Source organism: Pontibacter saemangeumensis (genome assembly GCF_039541895.1).
Taxonomy (GTDB): Bacteria; Bacteroidota; Bacteroidia; order Cytophagales; family Hymenobacteraceae; genus Pontibacter; species Pontibacter saemangeumensis.
The window spans coordinates 661,132-687,638 of the sequence record NZ_BAABHC010000029.1 but is presented as its reverse complement, the minus strand read 5'-3'; the positions used below and the strand labels follow the sequence as shown (position 1 = coordinate 687,638).

At 55.6% G+C, this 26,507-nt stretch carries 24 protein-coding genes and 1 pseudogene; 16 read left to right on the top strand and 9 right to left on the bottom strand.

Going from position 1 to position 26,507, the window contains the following annotated elements:
- The first annotated feature begins 35 nt into the window (after nucleotides 1–35).
- The 3 genes from rny to ABD920_RS21160 all read left to right on the top strand — a co-directional run bounded on the left by rny (nucleotide 36) and on the right by ABD920_RS21160 (nucleotide 4,184).
- Entirely contained in the window at nucleotides 36–1,667 is a 1,632-nt protein-coding gene (rny, locus tag ABD920_RS21170; protein ID WP_345162024.1) for a ribonuclease Y, read from the top strand.
- A gap of 176 nt (nucleotides 1,668–1,843) precedes the next feature.
- Nucleotides 1,844–2,947 (top strand): glutamate 5-kinase, encoded by a 1,104-nt coding sequence (gene proB, locus ABD920_RS21165; protein ID WP_345162022.1) that lies wholly within the window; start codon nucleotides 1,844–1,846, stop codon nucleotides 2,945–2,947.
- Complete coding sequence (locus ABD920_RS21160) at nucleotides 2,934–4,184, top strand: glutamate-5-semialdehyde dehydrogenase (RefSeq protein ID WP_345162020.1); 1,251 nt, start codon at nucleotides 2,934–2,936, stop codon at nucleotides 4,182–4,184. Before proB ends, ABD920_RS21160 begins: the two co-directional genes overlap by 14 nt.
- A 127-nt stretch (nucleotides 4,185–4,311) precedes the next feature.
- Here ABD920_RS21160 and ABD920_RS21155 read toward each other — a convergent pair whose 3' ends face one another.
- Entirely contained in the window at nucleotides 4,312–4,785 is a 474-nt protein-coding gene (locus ABD920_RS21155; protein WP_345162018.1) for a Dps family protein, read from the bottom strand.
- A 172-nt stretch (nucleotides 4,786–4,957) separates the two neighbouring features.
- Between ABD920_RS21155 and ABD920_RS21150 the strand changes: the two genes are divergently transcribed.
- Nucleotides 4,958–5,902, top strand: a complete 945-nt coding sequence (locus ABD920_RS21150; protein ID WP_345162016.1) for a hydrogen peroxide-inducible genes activator — start codon at nucleotides 4,958–4,960, stop codon at nucleotides 5,900–5,902.
- A 132-nt stretch (nucleotides 5,903–6,034) separates the two neighbouring features.
- Nucleotides 6,035–7,123 (top strand): porin, encoded by a 1,089-nt coding sequence (locus ABD920_RS21145; protein WP_345162014.1) that lies wholly within the window; start codon nucleotides 6,035–6,037, stop codon nucleotides 7,121–7,123.
- 1 nt (nucleotide 7,124) lies between these two features.
- Here ABD920_RS21145 and ABD920_RS21140 read toward each other — a convergent pair whose 3' ends face one another.
- On the bottom strand, nucleotides 7,125–8,540 hold the full coding sequence (locus ABD920_RS21140) for a mercuric reductase (RefSeq protein WP_345162012.1): 1,416 nt from the start codon (nucleotides 8,538–8,540) through the stop codon (nucleotides 7,125–7,127).
- Between the two features lie 168 nt (nucleotides 8,541–8,708).
- A complete protein-coding gene (sucD, locus tag ABD920_RS21135; RefSeq protein ID WP_345162010.1) occupies nucleotides 8,709–9,599 on the bottom strand; it encodes a succinate--CoA ligase subunit alpha in 891 nt (296 codons plus the stop codon).
- A gap of 290 nt (nucleotides 9,600–9,889) precedes the next feature.
- Here sucD and ABD920_RS21130 point away from each other — a divergent pair.
- The 3 genes and pseudogenes from ABD920_RS21130 to ABD920_RS21120 form a co-directional block, all read left to right on the top strand.
- A pseudogene (locus tag ABD920_RS21130) lies at nucleotides 9,890–10,873 on the top strand (PLP-dependent cysteine synthase family protein); the annotation flags it as partial.
- Between the two features lie 138 nt (nucleotides 10,874–11,011).
- The gene (locus tag ABD920_RS21125; RefSeq protein ID WP_345162008.1) at nucleotides 11,012–12,280 is read left to right on the top strand and encodes a sensor histidine kinase; all 1,269 of its coding nucleotides are present in this window, start codon (nucleotides 11,012–11,014) and stop codon (nucleotides 12,278–12,280) included.
- Between the two features lie 18 nt (nucleotides 12,281–12,298).
- A complete protein-coding gene (locus ABD920_RS21120) occupies nucleotides 12,299–12,733 on the top strand; it encodes a response regulator (protein ID WP_345162006.1) in 435 nt (144 codons plus the stop codon).
- A gap of 76 nt (nucleotides 12,734–12,809) precedes the next feature.
- Here ABD920_RS21120 and ABD920_RS21115 read toward each other — a convergent pair whose 3' ends face one another.
- Entirely contained in the window at nucleotides 12,810–13,652 is an 843-nt protein-coding gene (locus ABD920_RS21115) for a sulfite exporter TauE/SafE family protein (RefSeq protein WP_345162004.1), read from the bottom strand.
- A gap of 34 nt (nucleotides 13,653–13,686) precedes the next feature.
- A complete protein-coding gene (gene ade, locus ABD920_RS21110) occupies nucleotides 13,687–15,327 on the bottom strand; it encodes an adenine deaminase (protein WP_345162002.1) in 1,641 nt (546 codons plus the stop codon).
- A 311-nt stretch (nucleotides 15,328–15,638) separates the two neighbouring features.
- Between ade and cmk the strand changes: the two genes are divergently transcribed.
- The 8 genes from cmk to ABD920_RS21070 all read left to right on the top strand — a co-directional run bounded on the left by cmk (nucleotide 15,639) and on the right by ABD920_RS21070 (nucleotide 23,002).
- On the top strand, nucleotides 15,639–16,343 hold the full coding sequence (cmk, locus tag ABD920_RS21105) for a (d)CMP kinase (RefSeq protein WP_345161999.1): 705 nt from the start codon (nucleotides 15,639–15,641) through the stop codon (nucleotides 16,341–16,343).
- A gap of 11 nt (nucleotides 16,344–16,354) precedes the next feature.
- Entirely contained in the window at nucleotides 16,355–17,245 is an 891-nt protein-coding gene (locus ABD920_RS21100; protein ID WP_345161997.1) for a 4-hydroxy-3-methylbut-2-enyl diphosphate reductase, read from the top strand.
- An 82-nt stretch (nucleotides 17,246–17,327) separates the two neighbouring features.
- On the top strand, nucleotides 17,328–17,909 hold the full coding sequence (locus ABD920_RS21095) for a DUF502 domain-containing protein (RefSeq protein WP_345161995.1): 582 nt from the start codon (nucleotides 17,328–17,330) through the stop codon (nucleotides 17,907–17,909).
- A 399-nt stretch (nucleotides 17,910–18,308) separates the two neighbouring features.
- The gene (locus ABD920_RS21090; RefSeq protein WP_345161993.1) at nucleotides 18,309–19,115 is read left to right on the top strand and encodes an alpha/beta fold hydrolase; all 807 of its coding nucleotides are present in this window, start codon (nucleotides 18,309–18,311) and stop codon (nucleotides 19,113–19,115) included.
- A 194-nt stretch (nucleotides 19,116–19,309) separates the two neighbouring features.
- Nucleotides 19,310–20,509, top strand: a complete 1,200-nt coding sequence (locus ABD920_RS21085; protein ID WP_345161991.1) for a PQQ-dependent sugar dehydrogenase — start codon at nucleotides 19,310–19,312, stop codon at nucleotides 20,507–20,509.
- Between the two features lie 157 nt (nucleotides 20,510–20,666).
- The gene (locus ABD920_RS21080; protein WP_425568667.1) at nucleotides 20,667–21,143 is read left to right on the top strand and encodes an ATP-dependent zinc protease family protein; all 477 of its coding nucleotides are present in this window, start codon (nucleotides 20,667–20,669) and stop codon (nucleotides 21,141–21,143) included.
- 9 nt (nucleotides 21,144–21,152) lie between these two features.
- On the top strand, nucleotides 21,153–22,055 hold the full coding sequence (rimK, locus tag ABD920_RS21075; RefSeq protein ID WP_345161987.1) for a 30S ribosomal protein S6--L-glutamate ligase: 903 nt from the start codon (nucleotides 21,153–21,155) through the stop codon (nucleotides 22,053–22,055).
- Between the two features lie 5 nt (nucleotides 22,056–22,060).
- The gene (locus ABD920_RS21070) at nucleotides 22,061–23,002 is read left to right on the top strand and encodes a succinylglutamate desuccinylase/aspartoacylase family protein (RefSeq protein ID WP_345161985.1); all 942 of its coding nucleotides are present in this window, start codon (nucleotides 22,061–22,063) and stop codon (nucleotides 23,000–23,002) included.
- 105 nt (nucleotides 23,003–23,107) lie between these two features.
- Here the strand turns inward: ABD920_RS21070 and ABD920_RS21065 are convergent, their stop codons facing one another.
- The 4 genes from ABD920_RS21065 to ABD920_RS21050 all read right to left on the bottom strand — a co-directional run bounded on the left by ABD920_RS21065 (nucleotide 23,108) and on the right by ABD920_RS21050 (nucleotide 26,384).
- A complete protein-coding gene (locus tag ABD920_RS21065) occupies nucleotides 23,108–23,599 on the bottom strand; it encodes a hypothetical protein (protein WP_345161983.1) in 492 nt (163 codons plus the stop codon).
- A 112-nt stretch (nucleotides 23,600–23,711) separates the two neighbouring features.
- On the bottom strand, nucleotides 23,712–24,500 hold the full coding sequence (locus tag ABD920_RS21060) for an SAM-dependent methyltransferase (protein ID WP_345161981.1): 789 nt from the start codon (nucleotides 24,498–24,500) through the stop codon (nucleotides 23,712–23,714).
- A gap of 254 nt (nucleotides 24,501–24,754) precedes the next feature.
- Nucleotides 24,755–25,426 carry an oxidoreductase gene (locus ABD920_RS21055; RefSeq protein WP_345161978.1) on the bottom strand — a complete coding sequence of 224 codons (672 nt, stop codon included), beginning with the start codon at nucleotides 25,424–25,426 and terminating at the stop codon, nucleotides 24,755–24,757.
- 121 nt (nucleotides 25,427–25,547) lie between these two features.
- Nucleotides 25,548–26,384 carry a CvfB family protein gene (locus tag ABD920_RS21050; RefSeq protein WP_345161976.1) on the bottom strand — a complete coding sequence of 279 codons (837 nt, stop codon included), beginning with the start codon at nucleotides 26,382–26,384 and terminating at the stop codon, nucleotides 25,548–25,550.
- Nucleotides 26,385–26,507: the final 123 nt, after the last annotated feature.

Genomic DNA, 26,507 nt, shown 5'->3' with positions numbered 1-26,507 from the left:
CTATATGTTTTTATTCATCATAAAAGCTTATAGTTATGCCAGATATCCTTTATATTTTAATTACGGCCATTGTCGCGCTCGGAGTGGGCGTGTTCATTGGCCGCTCCATGCTGCAGAAAGTGTACAAGCAGCAGGAGGAAGACGCGCGCCAGCGCGCCAAGAGCATCATCCGCGAGGCTGAGCTGAATGCCGAGAGCCTGAAGAAAGACCGCATCCTGGAGGCCAAGGAGAAATACCTGAAGCTGAAAGAAGAGTTCGACGAGGAGATGAACAAGAAGAAAAACATCATCATCCAGAACGAGAACAAGGTAAAGCAGCGCGAGCAGCAGGCCACCAAGCAGTACGAGCAGGCCAAGCGCCTGGAGGCGGACCTGGAGAAAGAGAAGGAAGCCCTCACCACCCAACTGGACAAGGAAAGAGCCAATATGAGCTCCCAGCTCGACAAGGAGAGGGAAAGCCTGAACACGCAGCTGGAGCAGCTTAAGAAGCGTAAAGAAGAAGTTGAGGCGAAGCACAACGAGATTGTGGGCCAACTGGAGCGGATCGCCGGGCTTACTGCCTCTGAGGCACGCGAGCAGCTGGTGGAGGCGCTGAAGAGCGAGGCGCAGACGCAAGCCTCGTCCCACGTCAAAGACATCGTGGCGCAGGCCAAGCTCACCGCCACGAAAGAGGCCAAGAAGATCGTGATCGAAACCATCCAGCGGACCGCCGCGGAGCATGCCATCGAGAACTGCGTGTCGGTGTTCAACATCGAGAGCGACGACATCAAAGGCAAGATCATTGGCCGTGAGGGCCGCAACATCCGCGCGTTAGAGGCTGCCACTGGCGTGGAGATCATTGTGGATGATACTCCGGAAGCCATTATTATATCGGGCTTTGACCCGGTTCGCCGTGAGATAGCGCGTTTGTCGCTGCACCGTCTGGTGGCGGACGGCCGCATACACCCGGCCCGCATTGAGGAGGTGGTTGCCAAAACCCGCAAGAACATTGAAGAGGAGATCGTGGAGATCGGCGAGCGAACCGCCATCGATTTAGGCATTCACGGGTTGCACCCCGAGCTGGTGCGGATGGTGGGCCGTATGCGTTTCCGCTCGTCTTACGGGCAGAATTTGCTGCAGCACTCCCGCGAGGTGGCTAACCTGTGTGCCACGATGGCGGCCGAGTTGGGCCTGAACGTGAAGCACGCGAAACGCGCCGGCCTGCTGCATGATATTGGCAAGGTAACGCCGGACGAGCCGGAACTGCCGCACGCGATCATCGGTATGGAATTGGCCAAGAAGTACAAGGAGCATCCGGATGTGTGCAACGCCATCGGCGCGCACCACGACGAGGTAGAGATGACCGCCATGGTGTCTCCGCTGGTGCAGGCCTGCGATGCCATATCCGGCTCAAGGCCGGGCGCCCGCCGCGAGATCATGGAGTCCTATATCAAGCGCCTGAAAGAACTGGAGGAAACAGCCGTTTCGTTTGAGGGCGTGAACCAGTGCTACGCCATCCAGGCAGGCCGAGAGCTGCGCGTGATGGTGGATGCCGATAACGTGTCAGACGAAAAAGCGTCGCAGATCTCCTATGATATCTCGCAGAAGATAGAGAAGGAGATGCAGTACCCGGGGCAGATCAAGATCACGGTCATCCGGGAGATGCGCGCCATCAGCTACGCCAAGTAACCGTTGCTATATAAATCAAGGGTGAAGCCGCCTGCCGCGTTTGTGGCAGGCGGCTTTCTTTTGTTATATATGGCTGCCCCTGTTTTTGCCCTGCGCCATCTTAATTGATCCGGGGATTGCTTCTGTTTTAGAAACTTTAGCTTTAAATTGTTTCTTTATTGTTAAAATGACGCTGCATGGCCTTAGCTTATAAGAGAATCATAATCAAAATAGGGTCTAATGTGCTCACGCTGGACAACGGCATGCCTGACCTGGCCAGGATCGGGCACCTGGTGGAGCAGATTGCCGAAATCAAAAAGCAGGGGAAGGAAGTGATCCTGGTGTCATCGGGGGCAGTGGCCTCGGGGAGGAGCCTGGTGCAGGTGTCGGAGAAGTTTGATGCGGTGGCCAGCCGGCAACTGCTGGCGGCGGTGGGGCAGGTGAAGCTGATCAACACCTACTCGGAGCTGTTCGGCAGGTTTGGCCTTGTTTGCGCCCAGGTGCTGGTGACGAAAGAGGACTTCCGCGACCGGCTGCACTACCTGAACATGAAAAACTGCTTCCAGATCCTGCTGCAGCACGACATCATCCCGGTCATCAACGAGAACGACGTGATTTCGATCACCGAGCTCATGTTCACCGACAACGACGAGCTCGCCGGGCTGGTGGCCTCTATGCTGAACGCCGACGCGCTGATTATTCTCTCCAACGTGGACGGCATCTACAACGGGAACCCGAAAGATCCCGGCTCCGAAGTCATCCGGGAGATAGACCACGCCGCCACCGGACTGTCCTCCTTTATCACCACGCAGCGGTCGCAGTTTGGGCGGGGCGGCATGCTCACCAAGAGCCATATGGCCCGGCGGGTGGCGCAACTGGGCATAGCCGTGCATATTGCCAACGGTAAAACAGAGAACATCCTGCCCCGGCTGCTACAGGAGACTGTCGTGAACACCCGTTTCCTGCCCAGCAAGGCCGCATCGGGCAAGAAAAAGTGGCTGGCCCACAACGAGAACAACGCCAAGGGAGCCGTGCACATCAACCCGGGAGCCCGGGAGGCGCTCTTCTCCTCCCGGGCCACCAGCCTGCTGCCGGTGGGCGTCACGGGCATCAACGGTGAGTTCCTGAAAGGCGATGTGGTGAAACTGCTGGATGAGAGCGGCGCACTGTTGGGGCTGGGCATTGCAGAATATGGATCTGACAAAGCCATGGAGCACATGGGGGAGAAAAACCAGAAACCGCTGGTGCACTACGATTACCTTTTTTTATATCCTGAACCAACCGACAATGCAGTTAAATAATATTTTTGAGCGCACGCAAAAGAGCAGCAGAAGCCTGAGTGGGCTGTCAGCGGAGACGGTAGACGCTATTTTGAGAGATGTGGCGGCTGCCGCTATCGAGCATACTGCCTTCCTGCTTTCCGAAAACGAGAAAGACCTGGCCCGGATGAGCCCGGACGATCCGAAATATGACCGGCTGAAGCTGACCGCATCCCGCGTAGAGGGTATTGCTGCGGATATGCGCAATGTGGCTGGCCTAACCTCCCCGCTCGGGGAGGTGCTGCTGCAGCGGCAACTTCCGAACGGCCTGCACCTCTCGAAGGTGCGCGTGCCGCTGGGCGTGATCGGGGTGATCTATGAGGCGAGGCCTAACGTGACCTTCGACGTGTTCTCGCTGTGCCTGAAAACCGGCAATGCCTGTATTTTGAAAGGGGGAAGCGACGCCTCTTTTTCGAACGAGGCGATTGAGTCGGTCATTCACCAGGTGCTGGACAAGCACGGCGTCAGCAAAGACATCGTTGCTTTGCTCCCGCCCGATAGAGCAGCCACCGAAGCGCTGCTGGGCGCGGTGGGGTACGTGGATGTGCTGATACCGCGCGGTAGCCAGCAGCTGATCGACTTCGTGCGGCAAAATGCCAAAGTGCCTGTCATTGAAACAGGGGCCGGCATTGTGCACACGTATTTTGATGAGACAGCTGATCTGGAGAAAGGGAAGGAGATTATATATAACGCCAAGACCCGGCGCGTAAGCGTGTGCAACGCCCTGGACTGCCTGCTCCTGCACCACAGCCGGCTGCAGGATCTGGAAACGCTGACGGCACCGCTGGCTGCGGCGGGCGTTACCATATATGCCGACAAGCCTTCTTTTGAAGTCCTGCAAAAGAACTATCCACAGGATTTACTGCAGCAGGCGTCGGAAGAGGATTTCGGCACAGAGTTCCTCTCGCTGAAGATGGCCCTGAAAACCGTAGAGAGCCTGGACGAGGCGCTTGATCATATCGCCACCTATAGCTCCAGGCACAGCGAAGCCATCATCTCAGAGAGCGAGGCGCATATAAACCGCTTTCTACAGCAGGTGGATGCCGCCGCCGTATATGCCAACGCCTCCACCGCTTTCACCGACGGGGCGCAGTTCGGGCTTGGGGCGGAGATCGGCATCAGCACCCAGAAACTGCACGCCCGCGGCCCGATGGGACTGGAGGAGCTCACCAGTTACAAATGGGTTGTAAAGGGAGACGGGCAGACCAGGCCTGCTTAGCCTGAAGCGAAAAGGAGCATATGGCCTGCCGGAGAAAGCAAGTGGCAAATCAGTATATATAGCCTATATAAAAAGCGCTCCCTCAGATGAAGAGAGTGCGCTTTGTTCTGAAGAAAGGATATATAACTCAGCTCAGAAAGGCGTTCAGCATCCAGAGCGTTTTCTCGTTTTCGTTGATGTCCTCGCTGATGAGACTCACCGTGCCCTCGTCGCCGGTTACGGCTGCCAGCTGCAGGATCTCCCGCTCCAGTTCCAGCAGGGTGCTCAGGTTCTGGTGCGTCACCGACACTGTTTCTTTATCGCCGCTAAGGTCACCTGCCTCCACTATCCTGGAAACACGCACATAATCCGAAAATGTATGCAGCGGCTGTTGCCCGATCGTCAGGATGCGCTCCGCAATGGCGTCTATCTTGGTAAGCGCAATGGTATAGAGCTCCTCGAACTTGGCGTGCAGCTGGAAGAAGTGAATGCCCTTGATATTCCAGTGGAAGCCGCGCAGGTTCTGATAATACAGGTGGTAATTGGCCAGCAACTCGTTCAGCTTCTCGGCTACCTGCTGGCTTTCTTTTTTCTGTAGTCCGATATTGGTTAGTTTTTCCATAGTCCTATATGCTTTTTATTTTGAGACTCACTGTACAAAGATCATCACAGGTTATATATAAATCAAATTGATATAATTTATACTTATATAACTTAAATCTATTTAGTAGCTTTGTAAGAGCAGCGGGATGCTGGCCCGGGCTTTCGTATTCTTACGCATATAACCTGAACGGATGACGCTTGTACAGCTGGAATATTTAGTGGCCGTAGACACCTACCGGCATTTTGCCACCGCGGCAGAGCATTGCTTTGTGACGCAGCCCACGCTGAGCATGCAGCTGCAGAAGCTGGAGGAGGAGATGGGTGTACAGCTCTTCGACCGGAGCCGCGTGCCGGTGCGCCCTACAGAGCTGGGAAAGGACATTATTGCACAGGCGCGGGTGGTGCTGGCAGAGGCGAAGAAGGTGCAGGAGATCGTGCAGAACCAGAAGCAGGAGCTGAGCGGGGAACTGCGCATCGGCATTATCCCAACGCTGGCACCCTACCTGATCCCGCTGTTCATCACCAGCTTTATGGAGCGTTACCCGGATGTGCGCGTGGTGGTGCAGGAACTGCTGACAGACCAGATTGTGGAGAAGCTGAACCACGAGCTGCTGGATGTGGGCCTGCTGGTGACGCCGCTGGAGAACAAATCCATCAGAGAGCTTCCCCTGTTCTACGAGGCCTTCGTCACCTACATAAACCCGTCGCACGCGCTGGCCAGGTCAGCCACCATCAAACCGGCACAGCTGGATATGGACGAACTGTGGGTGCTGAACGAGGGCCACTGCTTTCAGAGCCAGGTGCTGAACATCTGCAACCGGGGCGGTTTGAGGAGCGCGGACGGCAAAGGACACCTGGACTATAAGAGCGGCTCGCTGGAGACACTGAAGCGCATTGTGGAGACGCAACATGGCATGACGCTGCTGCCGGAGCTGTCGGTGCTGGAGATACCGGAGGAGAAGCGCCTGCTGGTGCACCCGTTTGCCGATCCGCAGCCGCTGCGCGAGGTAAGCCTGGCTGTGCACCGCAGCTTCCTCAAGAAAAAGCTGGTGCAGGCGCTGCAGCAGGAAATTATCGCCTCCATACCGGAACGCATCCGCAACAGGAAAAAGGAGCAGGTGGTGGCAGTGAAGTAAGCGCGCCGGTTCTTGAAACACGGGGTTGGGAGGTAGCGGCCATATATAAAATAACCAAAAGCCGGGCGAAGGGGTAAATGCCAGAACAGCCATCTGCCATACCTGTACGGAGGCAGGCAAAGAAAACAGCGCATGCGGAATTTTACGCTCCTACTTACCCTTCTCTCTATAACGGCTACACATGCACTGCGTGCCCAGACAGCAGACTCCACCGTTACCGAGGCCGCTGCCAGCCCTTTCCGGCTAAGTGGTGCGGTGGATGTATACTACGGGTATGATTTCTCCGAGCCGCTGGACCAGAACCGCCTGTACACCACGCAGGCGTACCGGCACAATGAGTTTAACCTGAACTGGGGCTACCTGCAGGCAGATTATACTACAGACCGGGTGCGGGCCACGCTGGCTTTGCAGGCCGGCACGTATGTGCAGGTAAACTACGCCGCCGAGCCCAACGAACTGACCCAGCTCATCGCGCAGGCAAACGCAGGTGTCCGGCTGGCCGAGGGCCTGTGGCTGGACGCCGGGATCCTGCCGTCGCATATCGGGTACGAGTCTACGTTCTCAGGCGATAACGAGATTTACACCCGTGCCCTGATGGCGGAGAACTCCCCTTATTACGAAACCGGGGCGCAGTTAACGGCCGAGGTATCTGACAAAATAACCCTGAAGTTTCTGGTGCTGAACGGCTGGCAGAACATACAGGAGACAAACAATGCCAAGTCGCTGGGCTTCGGGATGCGGTATATGCCAACGGAACAACTGGCGCTGAGCTACAGCAACTACTATGGCAACGAGGCCCCGGATGGCTTTGAGCCGAAGCGCCGCTTCTTCAACAACCTGAACGCCAGCTATTCCTTTTCAGAGCGGCTCACGGTGGCGGCCAGTGCCGATTACGGCCGGCAGGAACTGTTCGGCAGCAACAGGAAAGGCAGTTGGTATGCGGCGATGCTGATCGGGCGGTACAGGCTGGGCAGCCATTTTGCACTGGCCGGCAGAATAGAGCACTACAGTGATGAGGACGAGATCATCGTTACAACTGATACGCCTCACGGGTTCCAAACGTCAGGGGCGTCCCTCAACTTTGACTACAATCCGGCCCCCGGTTTTCTTTGGCGGCTGGAGGCCCGGGGGTATGATGCGCGCGACAGCATCTTTTACGGCAGGGATAAGGTGCAGACGGGCAACCTGCTGCTGGTCACTTCTTTTTCCATTAAGTTATAGCTTACTTTTCCAGCGCCATAAACACCGTGTTCAGCGACTCGGCATAGGTGGGGTGCGCGAAAGTGGCCTCCTTCAGCTGCGTGTATTTGAGTTTTCCCATCATGGCCAGCTGCAGCATCGCCATAATCTCGCCGCCCTCCGCCGCTATGATGGCCGCGCCAAGGATAAGTTTGCTCTCGGGGTGCACCAGCACCTTGTAAAAGCCTTTGGTGTTGCCCGTCTCGATGCCACGCGCCACGCGATCCATGGGGAGTTTGGCTACTTCACAGGCAATCCCCTGCTTCCTGGCCTGCTTCTCCGTCATGCCCACGCGTCCTACCTGGGGGTCCGTAAAGACGCAGTAGGGGACAAGCCTGTCTTTTGTGGTTCGGTGCGTGCCGTGCAGCAGGCTGTCGCGCAGTATGCGGTAATCGTCGTAGGAGATGTGCGTGAACCTGGGCCCGCCTTTTACATCGCCCATGGCATATATGCCTTCTATGTTGGTTTGCAGCGTTTCACTGGTTTTGATGTTGCCTTTCCCGTCAGTTTCCACGCCGGCATTCTCCAGGCCTAAGCCCGCCGTGTTGGCTTTCACACCCGTGGCGATGAGGAGGTGGGTGCCGTGCAGGGTCTGCCTGTCGCTGTTCTTCAGCTTTACCTGTAGTTCAAGCTTGCCGGGGGCCAGTTGCTTTACGTGCTGCGTCTCGGCATGCAGCAGCACGTTAATCCCCTCGTCCTCCAGTATCGCTTTCATGGCCCCGGCCACGTCCTCGTCCTCCCGCGAGAGCAGCTGTTCGCCTTGCTGGATGATTGTGACCTGGCTGCCAAACCTACGGAACATCTGCCCGAACTCCAGCCCTATATAGCCGCCGCCCAACACGAGCAGGTGCTCCGGAACCGCTGTGAGATCCTGTATGGTTTTATAGGTGAGGAAGTCTGTTTTGTCCAGGCCGTCGATGGGTGGCAGGAGCGGGAGGGTACCCGTGTTGATAAAGATCTTGTCTGCTGTGACGGTTTGCTTCCCGCCGGCCTGCAGCGTAACCCTGACTGTCCTTCTATCCTTGAAAGAGGCCCTGCCCCTGAGCAACGTGATATTGTCATCGTGCAGCCCTGTTTCCGCACCCTCCCTAAACTGGGCCACGATCGCATCGCGCCGCGCCTTTACTTCGTGCATCCGTACCTCAACAGCAGCGGTGTGCACGCCATAGTCCGCGGCGCGGCGGGCGGTGTGGGCAGTCTGGGCGCTGGCGAGGAGGGTTTTGGTGGGGGTGCAGCCATAGTTGATGCAGGAGCCTCCTATATGGGTTTCTTCCGCAATGGCTACGCGCCACCCGGCGGCGGCTAAGTCTTTGGCGAGGGGCCGGCCTCCCTGGCCTGTTCCTATTATGATAGCGTCGAAATGTTGCTGCTGTTCAGGCATGGGCGCGTTGTGCTTCATCCTTTCGCTTCAGTGCAAAAGTATATAGGGCAGAACGGGGTTGCCGTCGGGGCGGTTACAGCAGGCGCGTCGGGTTAAAAGAAAAAGGCTGCCCGTCAGGGCAGCCTTTTATAGATTTATAGGTATCTCTCCTCAGGAGTTGTGCATCTGTCGGGTATGCGCCGCGGCTTACGCGTTGATGCCGGCTTCCTGCAGCGCTTTCACCATCTCATCACCGATCTCGGCAGGAGACTCCACCACACGGATACCGTTCTCGCGCATGATCTTCATTTTCGCAGCGGCAGTGTCCTCTGCTCCGCCCACGATCGCACCCGCATGGCCCATGCGGCGGCCTGCTGGCGCGGTCTGGCCGGCGATGAAACCTACCACCGGTTTCTTGTTGCCCGACTCACTGATATATTTGGAAGCCATCGCTTCGTAGTTACCGCCGATCTCACCAATCATCACGATCGCGTCTGTCTCCGGGTCGTTCATCAGCAGTTCCACCGCGTCTTTGGTAGGCGTTCCGATAATCGGGTCGCCGCCAATGCCAATGGCGGTTGATATACCCAAGCCGGCCTTCACGATCTGGTCAGCGGCCTCGTACGTGAGCGTGCCTGATTTAGAAACGATTCCGATGCGGCCCGGCTTGAATACGAAACCGGGCATGATGCCCACTTTCGCCTCGCCCGGCGTGATCACACCCGGGCAGTTTGGCCCGATCAGGGTTACATCCTTGTTCTTGAGGTAATTCTTGGCAGCCACCATGTCTTTTACAGGGATACCCTCCGTAATGGCCACAATCACTTTTATCCCGGCGTCAGCAGCTTCCATGATGGCGTCAGCGGCGAAAGCCGGCGGCACGAAGATGATAGACACATCGGCGCCCGTTCTCTTCACGGCCTCTTCCACTGTGTTGTAAACAGGAAGATCAAGGTGGTTCGCGCCACCTTTGCCCGGCGTTACGCCACCCACTACGTTTGTGCCGTATTCAATCATCTGAGATGCGTGGAAAGAACCTTCCGAGCCTGTGAAGCCCTGCACGATCACTTTGGAATCTTTATTTACTAAAACACTCATGTGTATCTTATTTAGTTTGTGTATTGACGGTCGAACTATAAGCTTGTGCAAAAATAGGTTTTTTTATGGCCGGAGCAAAAAATAGTTGGGCCTAATACCGGGCATGGCCGCACCGCGTCGCGGAACAAGTTGTGGCTGTTACACTGTTCTTTTAGCAGCGTGCGCGGCGCAATGCGCGGCGGCTGTACCTGTATCGTCCTGCTTCGGCGGGCATGGCAGCCGGGAACCTCCCCGAAGCCAGTAAATGATTTAAATTATTACCTTTGCAACACAAGACAAAAACGAACCAGATGAAGTATCTGAACCATATCACCGAATCGATCGGAAACACCCCTTTGGTAAAGCTAAACCGCGTGACGGAGGGTATCAGAGCCACTGTGCTGGCCAAAGTTGAGTACCTGAACCCGGGAAACTCTGTCAAAGACCGCATGGCGATCAAGATGATTGAGGATGCGGAGGCGGCCGGTATCCTGAAGCCGGGCGGCACCATCATCGAAGGAACATCCGGCAACACGGGCATGGGGCTGGCGCTGGTTGCCATTGCCAAGGGGTACAAGTGCATTTTCACGATGTCGGATAAGCAGAGCAAGGAGAAAATAGACGTGCTGAAGGCCGTGGGGGCGGAGGTGATCGTGTGCCCTACCAACGTGGCCCCCGACCACCCGGACTCCTATTACGCCGTGGCAAGGCGCCTGAACCAGGAGATACCGAACTCGTTTTACCCGAACCAGTACGACAACATGTCGAACACGGTGGCGCACTACGAGACCACCGGCCCTGAGATATGGGACCAGACAGAGGGGAAGATCACGCACTTTGTAACGGGTGTAGGCACCGGGGGCACCGTGTCCGGCACGTCGCAGTACCTGAAGGAGCAGAACGCCGAAATCATTACGGTAGGTATAGATACCTACGGCTCGGTGTTCAAGAAATACAAGGAAACCGGTATTTTTGATGAGAAGGAAATCTATCCGTATGCCACGGAGGGGATAGGCGAAGACATTCTTCCCAAGAACGTGAACTTCGACCTGATCGACTCTTTCATCAAAGTGACGGACAAGGACGGGGCCGTGATGACCAGGCGCCTGGCCAAAGAAGAAGGCCTGTTCGTGGGCTGGTCCTGCGGCTCGGCGGTATATGGTGCCCTGGAATACGCCCGCGAGCACAACCTGACAGAAGACGATATGCTGGTGGTGATCCTGCCCGATCACGGATCACGCTACCTCGCCAAGCTGTACAACGACGACTGGATGCGCGCCCAGGGATACATCGACTAAGGAAACAGTTTTATGCCTATATAAAGAAATGCCCGGCCAATAGGTTCGGGCATTTCTTTTGTCTAATTTCAAAGTTTTAATTTTCTGTGCCAAGCCCGGGCGCTGTTGTTTTCTGGTACTATCCGATGTTTACGTATGAATGAGTTTTTTGCAAAAATAGTAGAGTCGGATTTTATGCCGCACGGGCATTGCTATTTCTGGAAAACAGAGATAGTGGCGATGAACGTGGGAGGAGACTCCCTGATCATGCTGGCGTACTATTCTATTCCGTTTATGCTCTTTTACTTCGCCAAGAAGCGGCAGGACCTTACCCACAAATACGTGTTTCTCCTTTTCGGGGCTTTCATTCTTGCCTGCGGCACCACCCACCTGATCGACATGATCACAGTATGGGTGCCTATATACAGGTTGGGTGGCCTGGTGAAAGTGCTCACAGCCATCCTGTCGGTCGGTACGGCCATCGTGTTATGGCGGTCGTTGCCGGTGCTGCTTTCCCTGCCGAGCCATGAGCAGCTTGCGGCGGCCAATGAGCAGTTGCAGGCTGAGATCACGGAGCGCGAGCGGGCGCAGGAGGCGCTGCGGATAGCCAACGACGAACTGGAGACGCGGGTGCAGGAACGCACAGCGCAGCTGCTGACAGCAAACCAACAGCTGGAAAAGGAGGTCGCGGTGCGCAGAGAGGCGGAAAGTGCGCTGCAGCAGAGGAACCGGGAGTTGAGGCGCTCCAACAACGATCTCGATAACTTTGTCTATTGCGCCTCGCACGACTTAAAAGCCCCGGTGTTGAACATAGAGGGCCTGTTAAACGTGCTGAAGGAGGAAATGCCGGTGCCAAACGAGAACGTGAACCAACTCCTGCAGCGGCTTGATAAGTCAGTGTTTCAGATAAACCGGGCCGTGCAGGACCTGACGGAGGTGAGCGGCATACAGCAGGACAGCAATTTGTTTACTATCGGGGAAGCGGAGCTGGAGCAGGTGCTGAAGGAAGTGGAGCTGAACATTGCCGATACCATTCAGCGCAACCTCGCCACCCTCGAAACCGACTTCGCGGCGCAGCCGGTGTTGCGCATCAACCAGAAAGATTTGAAGAGCGTGCTTTACAACCTGCTTAGCAACGCACTGAAATATAAACACCCCTCCCGCCGGCCGCATATAAAGATATCATCCGGAATTGAAGAAAATTTTATATTTTTGTCTGTAGCCGATAACGGAATAGGAATAGATTTGCGTGGAAATGAGGAGAAACTTTTTAAGTTGTTCAAGCGGCTGCATGACCATGTGGAAGGAAGCGGTGTTGGCCTTTATATAGTAAAACGCATTGTGGATAACTATGACGGCAGCATTGCGGTTACTTCTGAAGTAGAGCAGGGAACAACGTTCACCATGCGTTTCCCGCGTTCCTGAGACATTTGATTTTGACTGATGAAGAGAAAGCTTACAGGCGTTTTATTGATTGACGACGACGACACGACGAACTTCCTGAACCAGCGCCTGCTCGACAGGATGAAGGTAACAGAGCATATCCGTACGTTCGTGAATGGCAAGCAGGCCTTTGACTACCTGTACAACGTCAGCAATAACAACTATGAGGAGGAGAGCCAGAACTACTTCAAGCCCGAGCTGATATTGCTGGACATCAACATGCCGGTGATGGACGGGTTCGAGATGCTGGACCTGTATGAGCGCCTGAACCCTGAATTCCGGCGGAACATTATTATGGCGGTACTCACCACCTCCACGCATCCGCAGGATACGGCTAACTCCCGTAAGTATAACGCGGAGTACCTGACCAAGCCACTGACTGTTGAGAAAGTAAACGCGCTGCTTAACAAGCACTTTGCGGGCAAGCAAATTTAATCCGGCGAATATACCTGTCGCTCCATGAAACGGGCCGCGCAACATGTTGCGCGGCCCGTTTCATGGAGCGACAGGTTCAAAAAGAAAAGCCAGTGTGTGACTTTAACATTAGGTTCAGGAGCACGCCAATACCAGCCAGCAGCAGCCCGATGGCGATCAGTTTCTCCAGGTTATAGCCTGGTTGGTTTTCCTTTTTGAAGAGGCTGGCCAGCAGCGAGCCCACGGTAAAGGACAGCACGACAGGCAGGCTGCGGCTCCAGAGCACGTTGCCGATCAGGAAGTGGCTGATGAAGCCTGTAAAGCTGGTGACCACCAGGATGAACAGCGAGGTGGAGGTGGCGACCTTGGCGGGTATCCGGAAGAGCCTGGTCATGATGGGGATTTGCAGAAAGCCGCCGCCAATGCCAAACAGGCCCGCCACCGTGCCCGACACGAACCCAAAGACCGATACTAACCCGCCATTAAGCCGGTATGCCAGGTGGCTGGCTTTGTTTTTCCGGATAAAGGTGGTGGGCACGTAGCGGACCAGGTACATGAGGCCCGTGTGCCGGGGAGGCTGCTGCGTATGGGGAAGCAGCAGCGTAATCCCGACGACGAGCACAAACAGCGCGAAAACCATCTGCAACTCCTGCACCGGCAGCGAGGCCACCAGGTACGCGCCCAGCACCGTGCCGGCCATCGCGGGCAGCTGTAGCAAGGCACCCACCAGGTAGTCGATGCTGTGGTTGCGGGAGTTGAAGAACGAGGCAATGAGTGCGGCCGGCACCATGGCCGCCATGCTGGAGCCAATGGCTACCTCAATGTTGTAGCCGAAAAACAGGATCAGAATGGGCACCAGGAACACGCCCCCGCCAAAGCCGACGGTTACGCCAAATGCACTTACTGCCACACCTACTATAAAAAGCACGATCTCCTGCATCCGCTGTTGCTCCGCTAAAGCGGCAAAAAGGTTGTCAAATTGTTTCAGCCACGGGCACAAACCTGAAATCGTCCCCGTTGAAAAGGCCTTTGTCGCTGAGCTTGAGCGACGGGATAACGAGCAGCGCCATAAACGAGAGCGTCATGAACGGCGATGCCAGCCGGCTGCCCAGCTCTTTGCTCATGCGGTCGATGGCCGCGTACTGTTCCGCCACTTTATACCCGTCCTCTGCCGACATGATGCCCGCCACCGGCAGCGGCAGCAAAACTTTTTTGCCCATACCGACGGCCGCCACCCCGCCTTTCGCCCCGATGATCAGGTTCACGGCCTGGGCAATGCTTTCATCATCCACGCCCACCGCGATGATGTTGTGCGAGTCGTGGCCTACGGAGGAAGCGATGGCCCCCTCTTTTAAGCCTAGGTTCCGGATGAAAGCCACCGAGGGGGCCGCGTTCTCGTAGCGGTTCACCACCGTTAGCTTCAGCACATCCTGTGCCAAATCCGCCACAAGGAACCCGTTCTCCGCTTTCGCGGCTGCCCAGGCCTCTTTCGTGATCAGCTGCCCGTCGAAGGCCTCTATTACCCGGACCTGAGTTGCACCCTCAGCCGATAAGGCAAACTCCTCCGGGGCTTTTGGGGCGGTGTTAAAGTTGTTGATCTCTTCGCTCACCGTGAAAGCAATCCTGGTCTGCCCGAGCTCCGCCACCAGCTGGCCGTTTATATAAGTGGCCTGCACGTCAAAGTCCTCCAGGTTGTCCACCACGATAAGATCTGCGGCGTCGCCTTCGCGCAGCAGGCCCACCTCCAGCTTATAATGCTCCACCGGGTTTACGCAGGCCGCCTGCAGCACCTGGAACAGGTCGTGGCCCTTTGCCAGTGCCCGCTTTACCAGCAGGTTTATATGGCCCTCCACCAGGTTGTCGGGGTGCTTGTCGTCGGAGCAGAACATGATGTTGCGGTAGTGCTCGGGCAGCAGTGGGATCAGGGCCTCGAAATTATTGGCCGCGCTGCCTTCCCGGATCAGGATCTTCATGCCGGCGGCCAGTTTGTCCAGCGCCTCTTCGGCGGTGAAGCACTCGTGGTCGGTGGTGATGCCGGCCGCGGCATATTGGCGGGCCTGTTCCCCGCGCAGGCCCGGCGCGTGTCCGTCCACGGCCTTGCCGTATTTTTTTGCCAGCGCGATCTTCTCCATCACCAGCGGGTCGCGGTGCAGCGTGCCGGGCCAGTTCATCATCTCGGCCAGGTACTTGATCTCGTCCCGCTGAAACAGTTTCTCAATATCGGCGGGCGTAATCTCGGCGCCGGCGGTCTCGAAGGGCGTGGCCGGAACACAGGACGGAGCCCCGAAATAGAACTTGAACGGCACCTTGTTTCCGTTGCTGATCATATACTCCACGCCCTTCAGCCCAAGCACGTTCCCGATCTCGTGCGGGTCCGAGACGGTGGCCACGGTGCCGTGTGGCACAGCCAGGCGGGCGAACTCGCTGGGCACCAGCATGGAGCTCTCGATGTGCACATGGGCATCCACAAAACCCGGTAATATATAATGAGTTGCCTCTGTGGCGGCACGAACTATTTTAGAAATGCGGCCGTTTGAGACATGGACAGTGCCCGGAAAGATCTCCTGGCGGTGCAGGTCGATGATGCGCCCGCTCAGGGTGAAGTCTGTTTGCATGGGAACGATGTTTATTTTAAAGTTTAAAGTTAAGCGTTAAAGGTTGAGCATTATCAGTGTATTTTAACTCTTCCCTTCAATCTTTTAACTCTTAACTCAAATGATCTTATATTTGCATCAAATTCAGTTGTTTTGAGAAAGATAATTTCATATATCCTTTTAGCGGCGTTTATGGCTTCAGGCCCTCTGGCCGGCTGTACCGCGAAATCGCCGCAGCAGAAAAAAACGGCCTCTCTCAAACGGAAAAGCAAGCTCGGCAACCTGCCCTGCCCCTGCGACTCTAATTAAACGCTCTTTTAGTTTCTCTCTTTATGAAGAAAATCGTAATCGCACTCGACGGGTACTCCTCCTGCGGTAAAAGCACCACCGCGAAGTTAGTAGCCGCCGCACTTGGTTATGCATATATAGACACCGGCGCGATGTACCGGGCGGTTACCCTGTACTTTCTGCAGCACCACGTGTCGCTTACAAACCAGAAGGAGATCAAAGAGGCGCTGGAGCACATCGAGATCGACTTCCACTACAACCCGAAGACGGGCCGCAACGAGGTTTTCCTGAACGGGCTGAACGTGGAGGACGAGATCCGCAAGATGTATATATCGAACCAGGTGAGTGAGGTTAGCGTAGTTCCGGAGGTGCGCCGGGCCATGGTGGCGCAGCAGCAGAAGATGGGCCGCAAGCGCGGGGTTGTGATGGACGGCCGCGACATCGGCACGGCGGTTTTCCCGGATGCGGAGGTGAAGATCTTCATGACCGCCGACGTAGAAACCCGCGCCAAACGCCGACAGGACGAACTGCTGGAGAAAAAACAGCTGGTGAACCTCGACGAGATACGCGAGAACCTGCAGAAGCGCGACCACATCGACTCGACCCGGAAGGAGAGCCCGCTGCGCCGCGCCGAGGACGCGCACCTGCTGGACACTTCGCACATGACGATCGACGAGCAGGTGGAGTTTGTGATGGAAAAGGTGACATCAAACATATTAAGCAACCAGGTTTCTTTGCAACAGAACTGAGACAGAAAGGAATGGACGTAACCATAGATAAGAACTCCGGCTATTGTTTTGGGGTGGAGTTCGCGATACAGATGGCCGAGGATGAGATGGAGCACTGCGAAGAGCTCTACTGCCTCGGGGACATTGTGCACAACAGCATGGAGGTGAAGCGCCTTTACAAGAAAGGCCTCCGCATCATCGACCGCGACCAACTGAAAGAACTCCGCGACTGCAAGGTGCTGATCAGGGCGCACGGCGAGCCGCCCGAGACCTATAAGCTGGCCCTTGAAAATAACATTGAGCTGATTGACGCCTCCTGCCCGGTGGTGCTGAAGCTGCAGAACCGCGTGAAGCACGCCTTCGACAGCGGCAAGGTCGGAAACGCTCAGGTGGTGATATATGGCCAGGTGGGCCATGCCGAGGTAATCGGGCTGGCAGGCCAGACGGGAGACGCAGCCATTATCGTGACGACCGAGGAGGACCTTGGCAAGATCGACTTTACCCGCCCGGTCACCCTTTTCAGTCAGACCACCAAGAGCACAAAGGGCTTTTACCACATCAAGGCTTTAATTGAGGAGCGCCTTCGGCAGGCCAACCACGACAGCACCCAGCCTGCGTTGGATGCCAACGACAGCATCTGCCGGCAGGTGTCGAACCGCGAGCCGCAACTGGCCAGGTTCGCTACCGAGCACGACGTGATCGTGTTTGTGAGCGGCAAGAAAAGCTCGAACGGCAAGGCCCTGTACAGCGTGTGCAAGCAGCACAACCCCAACAGCTATTTTGTGGAGAGCGAGGAGGAGCTGCAGCCCGAGTGGTTTGCCGGGGCCGGCAGCGTCGGCATCTGTGGGGCCACCTCCACGCCGATGTGGCTGATGGAGCAGGTGTCGGGGAGTATCGCGGCCATGGAAGGGGCACAAGTATAAAAATATTACTGATAGGCTATATTGGCATTTTCACTACATTTAGGCCTTGCTTCGGCAAGGCCTTTTTTGTGAACCCGGGTATATGAAAAAATTTCTGCGTTACTTTTTTAAAGCGATCCTGATGAGACAGATGTTCCGCTTTTTTATAAACGGCCTCCTCATCATCGCACCGATCGCCATCACGGTGTTTATCGTGGTAGGCATCATCGATTGGATGGACAGCCTCTTCGACCTGGGCATACCGGGGCTGGGCATCCTGCTGATGGTGGTGCTGCTGACGGTGATCGGCTATATAGGCTCCTCCTTCTTCGTGAAGCCCTTTTTCGAGGTCATGGAGCGCATTGTGCACAAGGTGCCGCTCGTCAGCATCATATACTCCAGCATCAAGGACCTGTTCGATGCCTTTGTGGGCGACAACCAGAAGTTTAACCAGCCCGTGATGGTGAAAATGGCCGAGGACTCTCATAACTACAAGCTCGGCTTTGTGACCCAGGAGGTGCTGAAAACCATTAACATAGAAGATAAAGTGGCCGTGTACTTCCCGCACTCTTACAACTTTTCAGGGGAGCTTTTCCTGGTACCCAAGCATAACGTTACCTACCTCGACCTGCCCAGCAGCGAAGTCATGAAGTTTATCGTTTCCGGCGGCGTGTCGAAATTGTAGTTTTGATTGTTGGTTGTTAGTTGCTGGGTAGTGATAAAGAAGTAATGCTGGTTCAAAAATACAGCTACGGCTGCCCTCGCTCGCCTCTGGCGAGTGTGAGCTATAGGTCGGCCTCTGGCCGCTGAGCCACCATAACATAGAGTTAAACGAGGCGGGACGCCTCCTGATAACTCACACTCGCCAGAGGCGAGCGAGGGCATAGCATTACTTCTTTATCATTACCAGTTGCTGATTGTTGAATGGCTGCATGGTTAAATTGTTGTTCGCACGAAGTCCCCGTATGATATAGGACAGATGCCGAGGCATCCATATATAATGAACCGAACAGTTATATATAAACCCACAACCATTCAACAGTTTAACCATTTAACAATCAGCAATTAACAACCAGTAACTACCTTGCCCTATATCCTGAAAGATAAATCGAAGCTGTATTACCGCGTTATCGGGCACGGCGGCCGCGCGTTGCTCGCCTTCCACGGCTACGGGCAGAACAGCGCGTATTACCAGCCGATGGAGAAGGCGCTGGGCAACGACTACACCATCTACGCCTTCGACCTTTTTTTCCATGGGCGCAGCCACCTGCACAAGCACGACATGCCGCTCGGGAAGGCGTTTCTGCGGGAGCTGATCGAGCACTTCCTGGCAAAGCAGCAACTGGAGCGTTTTTCGCTGATGGGCTTCAGCATGGGCGGCAAGTTTGCCCTCACGCTGGTAGAATGCATGCCGGAGCGCATCGACGAGCTTTTCCTCATCGCCCCGGACGGCATCAAGACAAGCTTCTGGTACAACATCGCCACCTACCCCGGCTGGCTGCAGCAGCTCTTTAAGCGCACCGTGGTGAAGCCGGAGCTTTTCTTCGGGCTGCTTCGCATGCTCGACAAGTACAACATGGTGCATAAAAGCATGCTGCGCTTCGCCCACTACCAGATGGACAGCACCTCCAAGCGCCTGCGGGTGTACCGGAGCTGGGTGGGATTCCGGGAGCTCAACTTCGATATCCGGCGAATTGTGCAGCTGCTGAACAGGCACCAGGTAGCCGTTACCATGTTCCTGGGAGAGTATGACCAGATCATCGCCCCGAAGCGGGTAGGCGTGTTTGTGGATGCGCTGGAGAAAGGGGAGCTTGTTGTCCTGAAAACAGGGCACTCGTACCTGCTGCAGGACGTGGCCGAGCTGCTGCACAGAAAACGCATGGCAGGGTAAGGCGCAGCTTAGGGGCCATATGCTCTCCGTTTCTTCGTACGTCCGGAAAGTGCTGCCGGGCAGGGCGAAAACATTGTCCCCCTATACCAGTATACTTATTCTGAGTTCAGAAACCGTGCGGCCACGCCTGTTGCTACTTAACGGGAGTATGCGCAACTTTGAATCCTACATCTTCTATACTTAAGCCATAAAACATGAAAAAACCATTAAGCTTTCTCCTTTCTGCCCTTACTGTTTTGAGTGTCAGCTGCTCTTCCGGCGAGAACGCAGAAAATGACGATGTGACGAAAACGGGCCCCACAGAAAATGAGCAGGCCGAAGGCGAAACAGCGGTCAGCTTCCCTTCCGGCCCGATCGACAAAGACCTTGAGAGAATAACCTTGCCGGAGGGATTCCGGATCGACTACTATGCCAAGGATGTGGAGAATGCCCGGTCGATGGCGCTCAGCGAGTCGGGCATCCTGTTTGTAGGCACCCGCGAGCAGGATAAAGTATATGCGGTGATAGACGAGAACAAGGACGGCAAGGCCGACGAAGTGGTGGTGGTGGACTCGGGTCTGACCTCGCCCAACGGCGTAGCCATCCGCGACGGTGATTTATATGTGGCGGAGATCAGCCGCGTGATCAAATACCCAAACATCGAGCAGAGTTTCCGGAATAACCCCGAGCCGGAGGTGGTGAACGCCGATTTTCCGAGCGATACCCACCACGGCTGGAAATACATCGCCTTTGGCCCCGACGGCAAGCTCTATGTGCCGGTGGGAGCGCCCTGCAACATCTGCGATCCGGAGAAACCGATCTACGCCTCCATCACCCGCATGGACGCGGACGGCTCTAACGTGGAGGTATATGCGGAGGGCGTGCGCAATACGGTGGGCTTCGACTGGCACCCCGAGTCCAAAGACCTGTACTTCACGGACAACGGCCGCGATATGATGGGCGACAACATGCCGCCCGACGAACTGAACAAGGCCACTGAGAAAGGCCAGCACTTCGGGTATCCGTACTGCCACGCCGGCACCATCGCTGACCCGGAGTTCGGGAAAGGGCACGACTGCAGCGAGTTTGTGAAGCCGGTGCAGTTGCTGCACCCGCACGGCGGCACGCTCGGTATCAAGTTCTACACCGGCAACATGTTCCCGGAGGAGTACCGTAACCAGGCGTTTATCGCGCAGCACGGCTCCTGGAACCGCTCCGAGAAAATCGGCTACAGCGTGGCCACCGTGAAGACAGACGCCAACGGCAAAACCACGCACGAGCCTTTTGCCGAAGGCTGGCTGCAGGGGCAGGAAGACTGGGGCCGCCCGGTGGACGTGCTCGTGATGCCGGACGGATCTATGCTGGTATCCGATGACAAGAACAACGCCATCTACCGCATCACTTACCGGAAGTAGAATGGTTGATTGATGATTGTTGATTGATATATGGTATTTGTTAATTGATGGTTTCATGCTTCTCCTTCTGGACAACCATTTGGCCACACAGCCCTTTAACTATTCAAACAAGCCCTGACAATCAGCAATAAACAATTGACAATTAACATTTATGAGCGTGAGAAAGCAAATCAAACCAAAGCCTGAGAAAAAGACCATTGGGAGGCGCGAGCTGGTTTCTTTCCCACAGCTCGACATCGAAAACATAGAGGCCAAAATTGACACGGGCGCCTATACCTCTGCCATCCACTGCTCCGACATACACGAGGAGACGCTGCCGGATGGCTCCAGGATCATCGCGCTGGACCTGCTGGACCCTTCGCATCCGCAGTACAACCACAAAAAGCTGGAGTTTAAAGAGTACGACCTGCGCGAGATCAAAAGCTCTTTCGGGGAGGTGCAGGAGCGCTATGTCATCCGCACCCGGATTAAGTTCTTTAATGAGGAATTTGAGGCCGAATTCTCGCTCTCCGACCGCAGCGACATGAAATACCCGGTGCTGATCGGCCGCAAGCTGCTGAAGAACCGATTTATAGTAGATGTGGCCCGGAAGAACCTGGCCCATAAGTTCAAGATCAAACAGAAACAGAAATAAAAAGCATTTATGAAAATTGCTATTCTCTCCCGCAACTCTAAACTGTACTCTACCAAGCGTTTGGTGGAGGCGGCACACCAGCGGGGGCACGAGGCCGTGGTGCTCGACCATTTGCGTTGCGACCTTGTGATGGAGCAGGGCGACCCCCACATCCTGTATAAAGGGGAGCGCCTGACTGATATCGACGTGGTGATACCGCGCATAGGTGCTTCCGTTACGTTTTATGGCGCCGCCGTGGTGCGCCAGTTTCAGATGATGAAGGCGAAGAGCGCCGTGAGTTCGCAGGCTATCCTGCGCTCCCGCGACAAACTGCGCAGCCTCCAGATTCTTTCGCGCGCCGGGCTGGGCATGCCGAAAACCGCTTTCACCAATTACTCCAAGCAAACCTCCGAGCTGGTAAAAGAAGTGGGAGGCGCACCGTTGGTAATCAAACTGCTGGAAGGGACGCAGGGGCTGGGCGTGGTGCTGGCTGAAACCAAGAAAGCCGCCGAGTCGGTGATCGAGGCGTTCCACAACCTGAGGGCCCGCATCATTGTGCAGGAGTTTATCAAAGAGGCGGGCGGCGCCGACATCCGGGCCTTTGTGGTGAACGGCGAAGTGGTGGGAGCCATGAAACGGCAGGGCAAGGAAGGCGAGTTCCGCTCGAACCTGCACCGGGGCGGCAATGCCACCCTCATCAAACTGTCGCGCAAAGAGAAAGCCGCGGCGCTGCTGGCCGCCAAATCGCTGGGCCTGGCTATTGCTGGCGTGGATATGCTGCAGTCGTCGCGCGGGCCGCTTATATTGGAGGTGAACTCCTCGCCGGGGCTGGAGGGCATTGAGCGCGCCACGCAGAAGGACATCGCCAGCAAGATCATCGAATACACCGAGGCGCTGGTGCAAAAGAAATCGAATAAGGGGGTAGAGGAGTAGCACGGATGCCAGAAACCATCGTTATCAACGGCAGAAGCATCGACCGCGGCGAAAAAGTGCTCACGAAGCTGGCCATCAGCAAGCTGCCCAGCGGCACCGTGATCGAGATCCCTATCTATGTGTTCCGGTCGGTGCACGACGGGCCGGTGGTGCTGCTGATGGCCGGCATGCACGGCGACGAGGTGAACGGCACCGAGATCATTCGGCGCATGCTCACCCGCAAAATGCTGTACCCGCTGAAGGGGACCATCATTGCGGTGCCGGTGCTGAACATATATGGCTTCCTGAACTTTTCGCGGGAGGTGCCCGACGGCAAGGACGTGAACCGCAGCTTCCCCGGCAACCGCGACGGTTCGCTGGCCAGCCGCGTGGCGCACCGCTTCATGAAAGAGGTGATACCGTACGTAGACTATGGCCTCGATTTCCACACGGGCGGCTCCAGCCGCGCCAATTACCCGCAGATCCGGTGCGTGCTCTCCGATTACCGGAACGAGGAACTGGCCAAAGCCTTCGGGGCGCCTTTCATCCTGAACTCCTCTTACCGGCAGGGGTCGCTGCGTAAAGAGGCCGCCAAACTGGGCAAGTCCATCCTGGTATATGAAACGGGCGAATCACTGCGGTTTGATGAGAAGGGAATCAACGTCGGTATTGAGGGCACCTGCCGCGTGCTGCACCACCTGGGCATGATGCTGAACCACACACCGCCGCAGGAGCAAAGTGTTGTCTGTATGAGGGACATCTGGCTTCGGGCAAAAAACGCGGGCCTGTGGCGCAGCCACGTCAGGCTGGGCGAGTTTATCAAGAAGAACCAGAACATCGGCAGCATCACCGACCCTTATGGGGAGATGGAAGTGCGGCTGAATGCCCCGGCTGGCGGTTACGTCGTTGGCCTCAATAACATGCCCGTGGTCAACCAGGGCGATGCGCTGCTGCACATTTCCTTTTAGAGGCCAGGTTTCAGCATTGCCTATATATAGAACGAGCCGCCGTAGTTAGCTACAGCGGCTCGTTCTATATATAGGCAGTCAATTTATCCCGCTGGTATTTAAACGTTAAAACACATAGCGCACGTGTAGCGCGGTGTCCCAGAAGCCGCCTCCGACCGGGATGTTCAGGTAAGGCTTGATGTCGGCGCCGATGGTGAACGGGATATCCTTGATATAGTACTCCAGGCCGATGATGCCGTCAATGCCCAGCCCAACCACGTTGTCGTCGTAGTGCTTGTGGTCACGGTCATAATAGTCGTGGCCATTGTAGAAGCCCACATGGCCACCTAGGCCGTAGTACCACAGCAGCCCGTCGGCGTTAAAAGCCTGCGCGTGCTTCTCGTACAGCACCGTTACCACCGTGCCCCTGTACTTAAAGCCCGTGCTGATGATGCCCTCAATGGCGGCATCGCTCTGGATAAAATGCTTGATGGTGAGGCCGGAGGCAATGCCGCCCCTGAGGCCGATACCAGTAGAATAGCCGCTTTGGGCCTGTGCGCCAAGTGAAATACACAACAAAAGGGCCAGTGTGAAAGAAATGCGGTAAATCGTTTTCATGAAAACTTTTAAAAATGTTAAAAATGCAATAACTCCCGCTGTGCGTGGTGCTTCAGCGGGTGCAATATTAACAAACTTAACGTTCCAAAAAATGAATATTATACGGCTGCGGCTACTTATTCGTCTCGGACTTGTAGTCCTGCAGGTAAGCTGACTTGCCGGTGCGCCGCCCGATGAGCTTAAAAAAGGATATAAACTTCTGACCGTCAAGCTGCAGTGCCTTGGCAAAGGGGTCGGGGTTTCCCTGCTTCTCGAAGTCCTGCACGTACTGCTCGCGTACCTGCTGTGCCTCCTCCAGTTCCTGCGCCGCCTCTATGTGTACCAGCCCGGTTTTCTCCCACAGTTTCTTCCACCACCCGATGGTGTGGATAAAGTACCAGTACTTCTGGTAATCCTCTCGCAGGAAATCCGGCACCTGCTCCAGCGATTCAATCTCGCTGGTGAAGCAAACATCCACAATGGCCAGGCGGCCCCCGGGTTTCAGGAAGCGCGCGATGTAGGGCAGGTACTTCTCGTCAGTGCCGAAGTAGGTGTAGGAGTCCACCACGATCACCACATCAAAATACTCTTCGGCGAAGGGGAGCGTGCGGGCATCGGCCTCCAGCGGAATAACTTTCTCCTCACAGCCAGCGTCCAGTATGCGCTGGTAGTTGTCGCTGGCCGCGATGGCCTCGTCCACGGCCCAGACCGTCACATCAAACTCCTTCGCCAGGAAAATGGAGCTGATGGCTTTGCCGCAGCCCAGGTCCAGCACCCGCATCCCCGGCTTCAGTTCCAGCGATTTGGTGAGGCTCTCGAGGTTAAAGAGCACATTCTCGCCCATCGAGTGCTGGCGTACCCATTCCAGGTCGTAACTGGAGGCTTTCGGGAAAACGTGTTGTAGTTGTTTTTCGGGAGGCATATAAAAGATGTTAGCAGCGGTAAACGTAAAGGTGACGGTGAGGAAGAGGTATATGGGTTGGTGGTTAAATTGTTGGACGGTTGAATTGTTAGATGGTCAAATAGTTGTGAGCTTGTATAGGGATGGTTGGTCCTTCATATACTGATGCAGCATCATATCGTCATCTGTGATATATTTGGCTACTCTAAATAAATAACAATTTAACCATTAAACCATGTAACCATACAGCAACAAACAATCAGCAACTAAACTAATCAATGCTTGGCGCCCAGGTCGGCAATGTTGTCTGAGGGATGGATGTGTACCCCGCGCTGGTCCTGCGAGGCGGCATACAGCATGCCTTTGGCCACGGTTTCCGCCTCGATGGGCTTGTATTTCTCCAGCGGCCCGATCATCAGCCCGCTCAGCGGCTTCATGATTTTGGACGCGAACTCCTCGCCGGTGCGTTGCTCCTCCCGCTCGCCCAGCAGCAGCGCCGGCCGGAAAATGTGCACCGCGCTGAAAGGCTGTTCTTTTACATGCTGCTCCATCTCGCCCTTCACTTTGTTGTAAAAAAACATGGAGCTCGCATCGGCCCCCATGGCAGAGACAACCAGGAACTGGGAGGCGCCGCGCTGTGCCGTTATATCCGCCAGCTGCGTGACGTAGGTATAATCCACTTTGTAGAAAGCCTCTTTGGAGCCGGCCTTTTTGATGGTGGTGCCGAGGCAGCAGAAAACGTCATCGGCCAACAGGTCTGAGGCGTAGTCCTTCATCTTGTCGAAATCAACGATACGCTGCTCCAGGTTGGGGTAAATAAGGGGCAACTCCCGGCGTCCTACCGAAATGACTTCGCTGTAACGCGGGCTTTTGAGGAGCAGGCTCAGGAGGTGACCGCCAACCAAACCGCTGGCACCGACGATAAGGGCATTCCGTACTTTTTGCATAAAATAAATAGCTTACGCAGTCAGTACGTGCATCAGAGCTATATAGTCTAAAAAGTATAATACTTTCCCCGATAAATTATTCCGCTGCCGCGCCGGGCCACTGCAGAAGGTTGCAAACGGGCTACACCAGCCGGATGCTGTCTTCCTCCAGCTTGATTTTACCTGCTTTGTAGAGCCCCCCGATGGCGCGCTTGAACGTTTTTTTGCTCATGGCGAGGGTTTTATATATGTCCTCGGGCGTGCTGCTGTCGGAAAGGGGGAGCCAGCCGCTGCCCTGCTGCAGCAGCCTGAGAATCTTGTCTGAGGCGTCTTCAGTCTCGGTTTTGAGGGTGGCGTCCGGTTTGCGCAGCGTCACGTCTATTTTGTTATCCGGGCGGATGGTCTTGATAAAGCCGGTGGTCTTGTCGCCGAGGTGCAGGTCCTGGAACACCTCGTTGCGGTAGAGTATGCCCATATAGGCGTTGTTGATGATCACTTTGATGCCGATGTCGGTAAAGCCTGCCACCAGGAGCTGCACTTCCTCGCCCTCGGTTAGCTGTATGTCCTCGTTCTGCAGGTATTTTCCCAGCTTCGAGGTAGCCACGACCCGGTCCGAGGTTTCATCCAGGTACAGGTACACGCAGTACTTGCGACCCACTTCCATCTTGTCTTTCTGGTTGTGGAACGGCACCAGCAGGTCTTTCTCCAGCCCCCAGTCGAGGAAAGCACCGAACGGGGCGGTGTCGGTGCAGGTGAGGCAGGCAAACTCGCCCACGGTGGCGTCAGGCGTCAGGTCGGTGGCAATGATGCGGTCTTCGGAGTCGCGGTATACAAACACCCGCACAAAATCGCCCACCTGTGCGCCTTTCGGGATGTATTTGGCCGGCAGCAGAATGTCACCGTCTTCGGAGGTGAGGTATACCCCAAAGTCTACTTCGCGCGCAATCTCCAGTACGTTGTAATTGCCTATATCTACCATATATATAATCCGTGTGTTTGTCTGTATACGAAGTTTCCTTCCCCACAAATCTAACAAAAAGCAGCCGTGGGTAAAAGCGGGGAGTCTATATAACTACAGCCTCGGGTTATCGGCGCTGTTGTA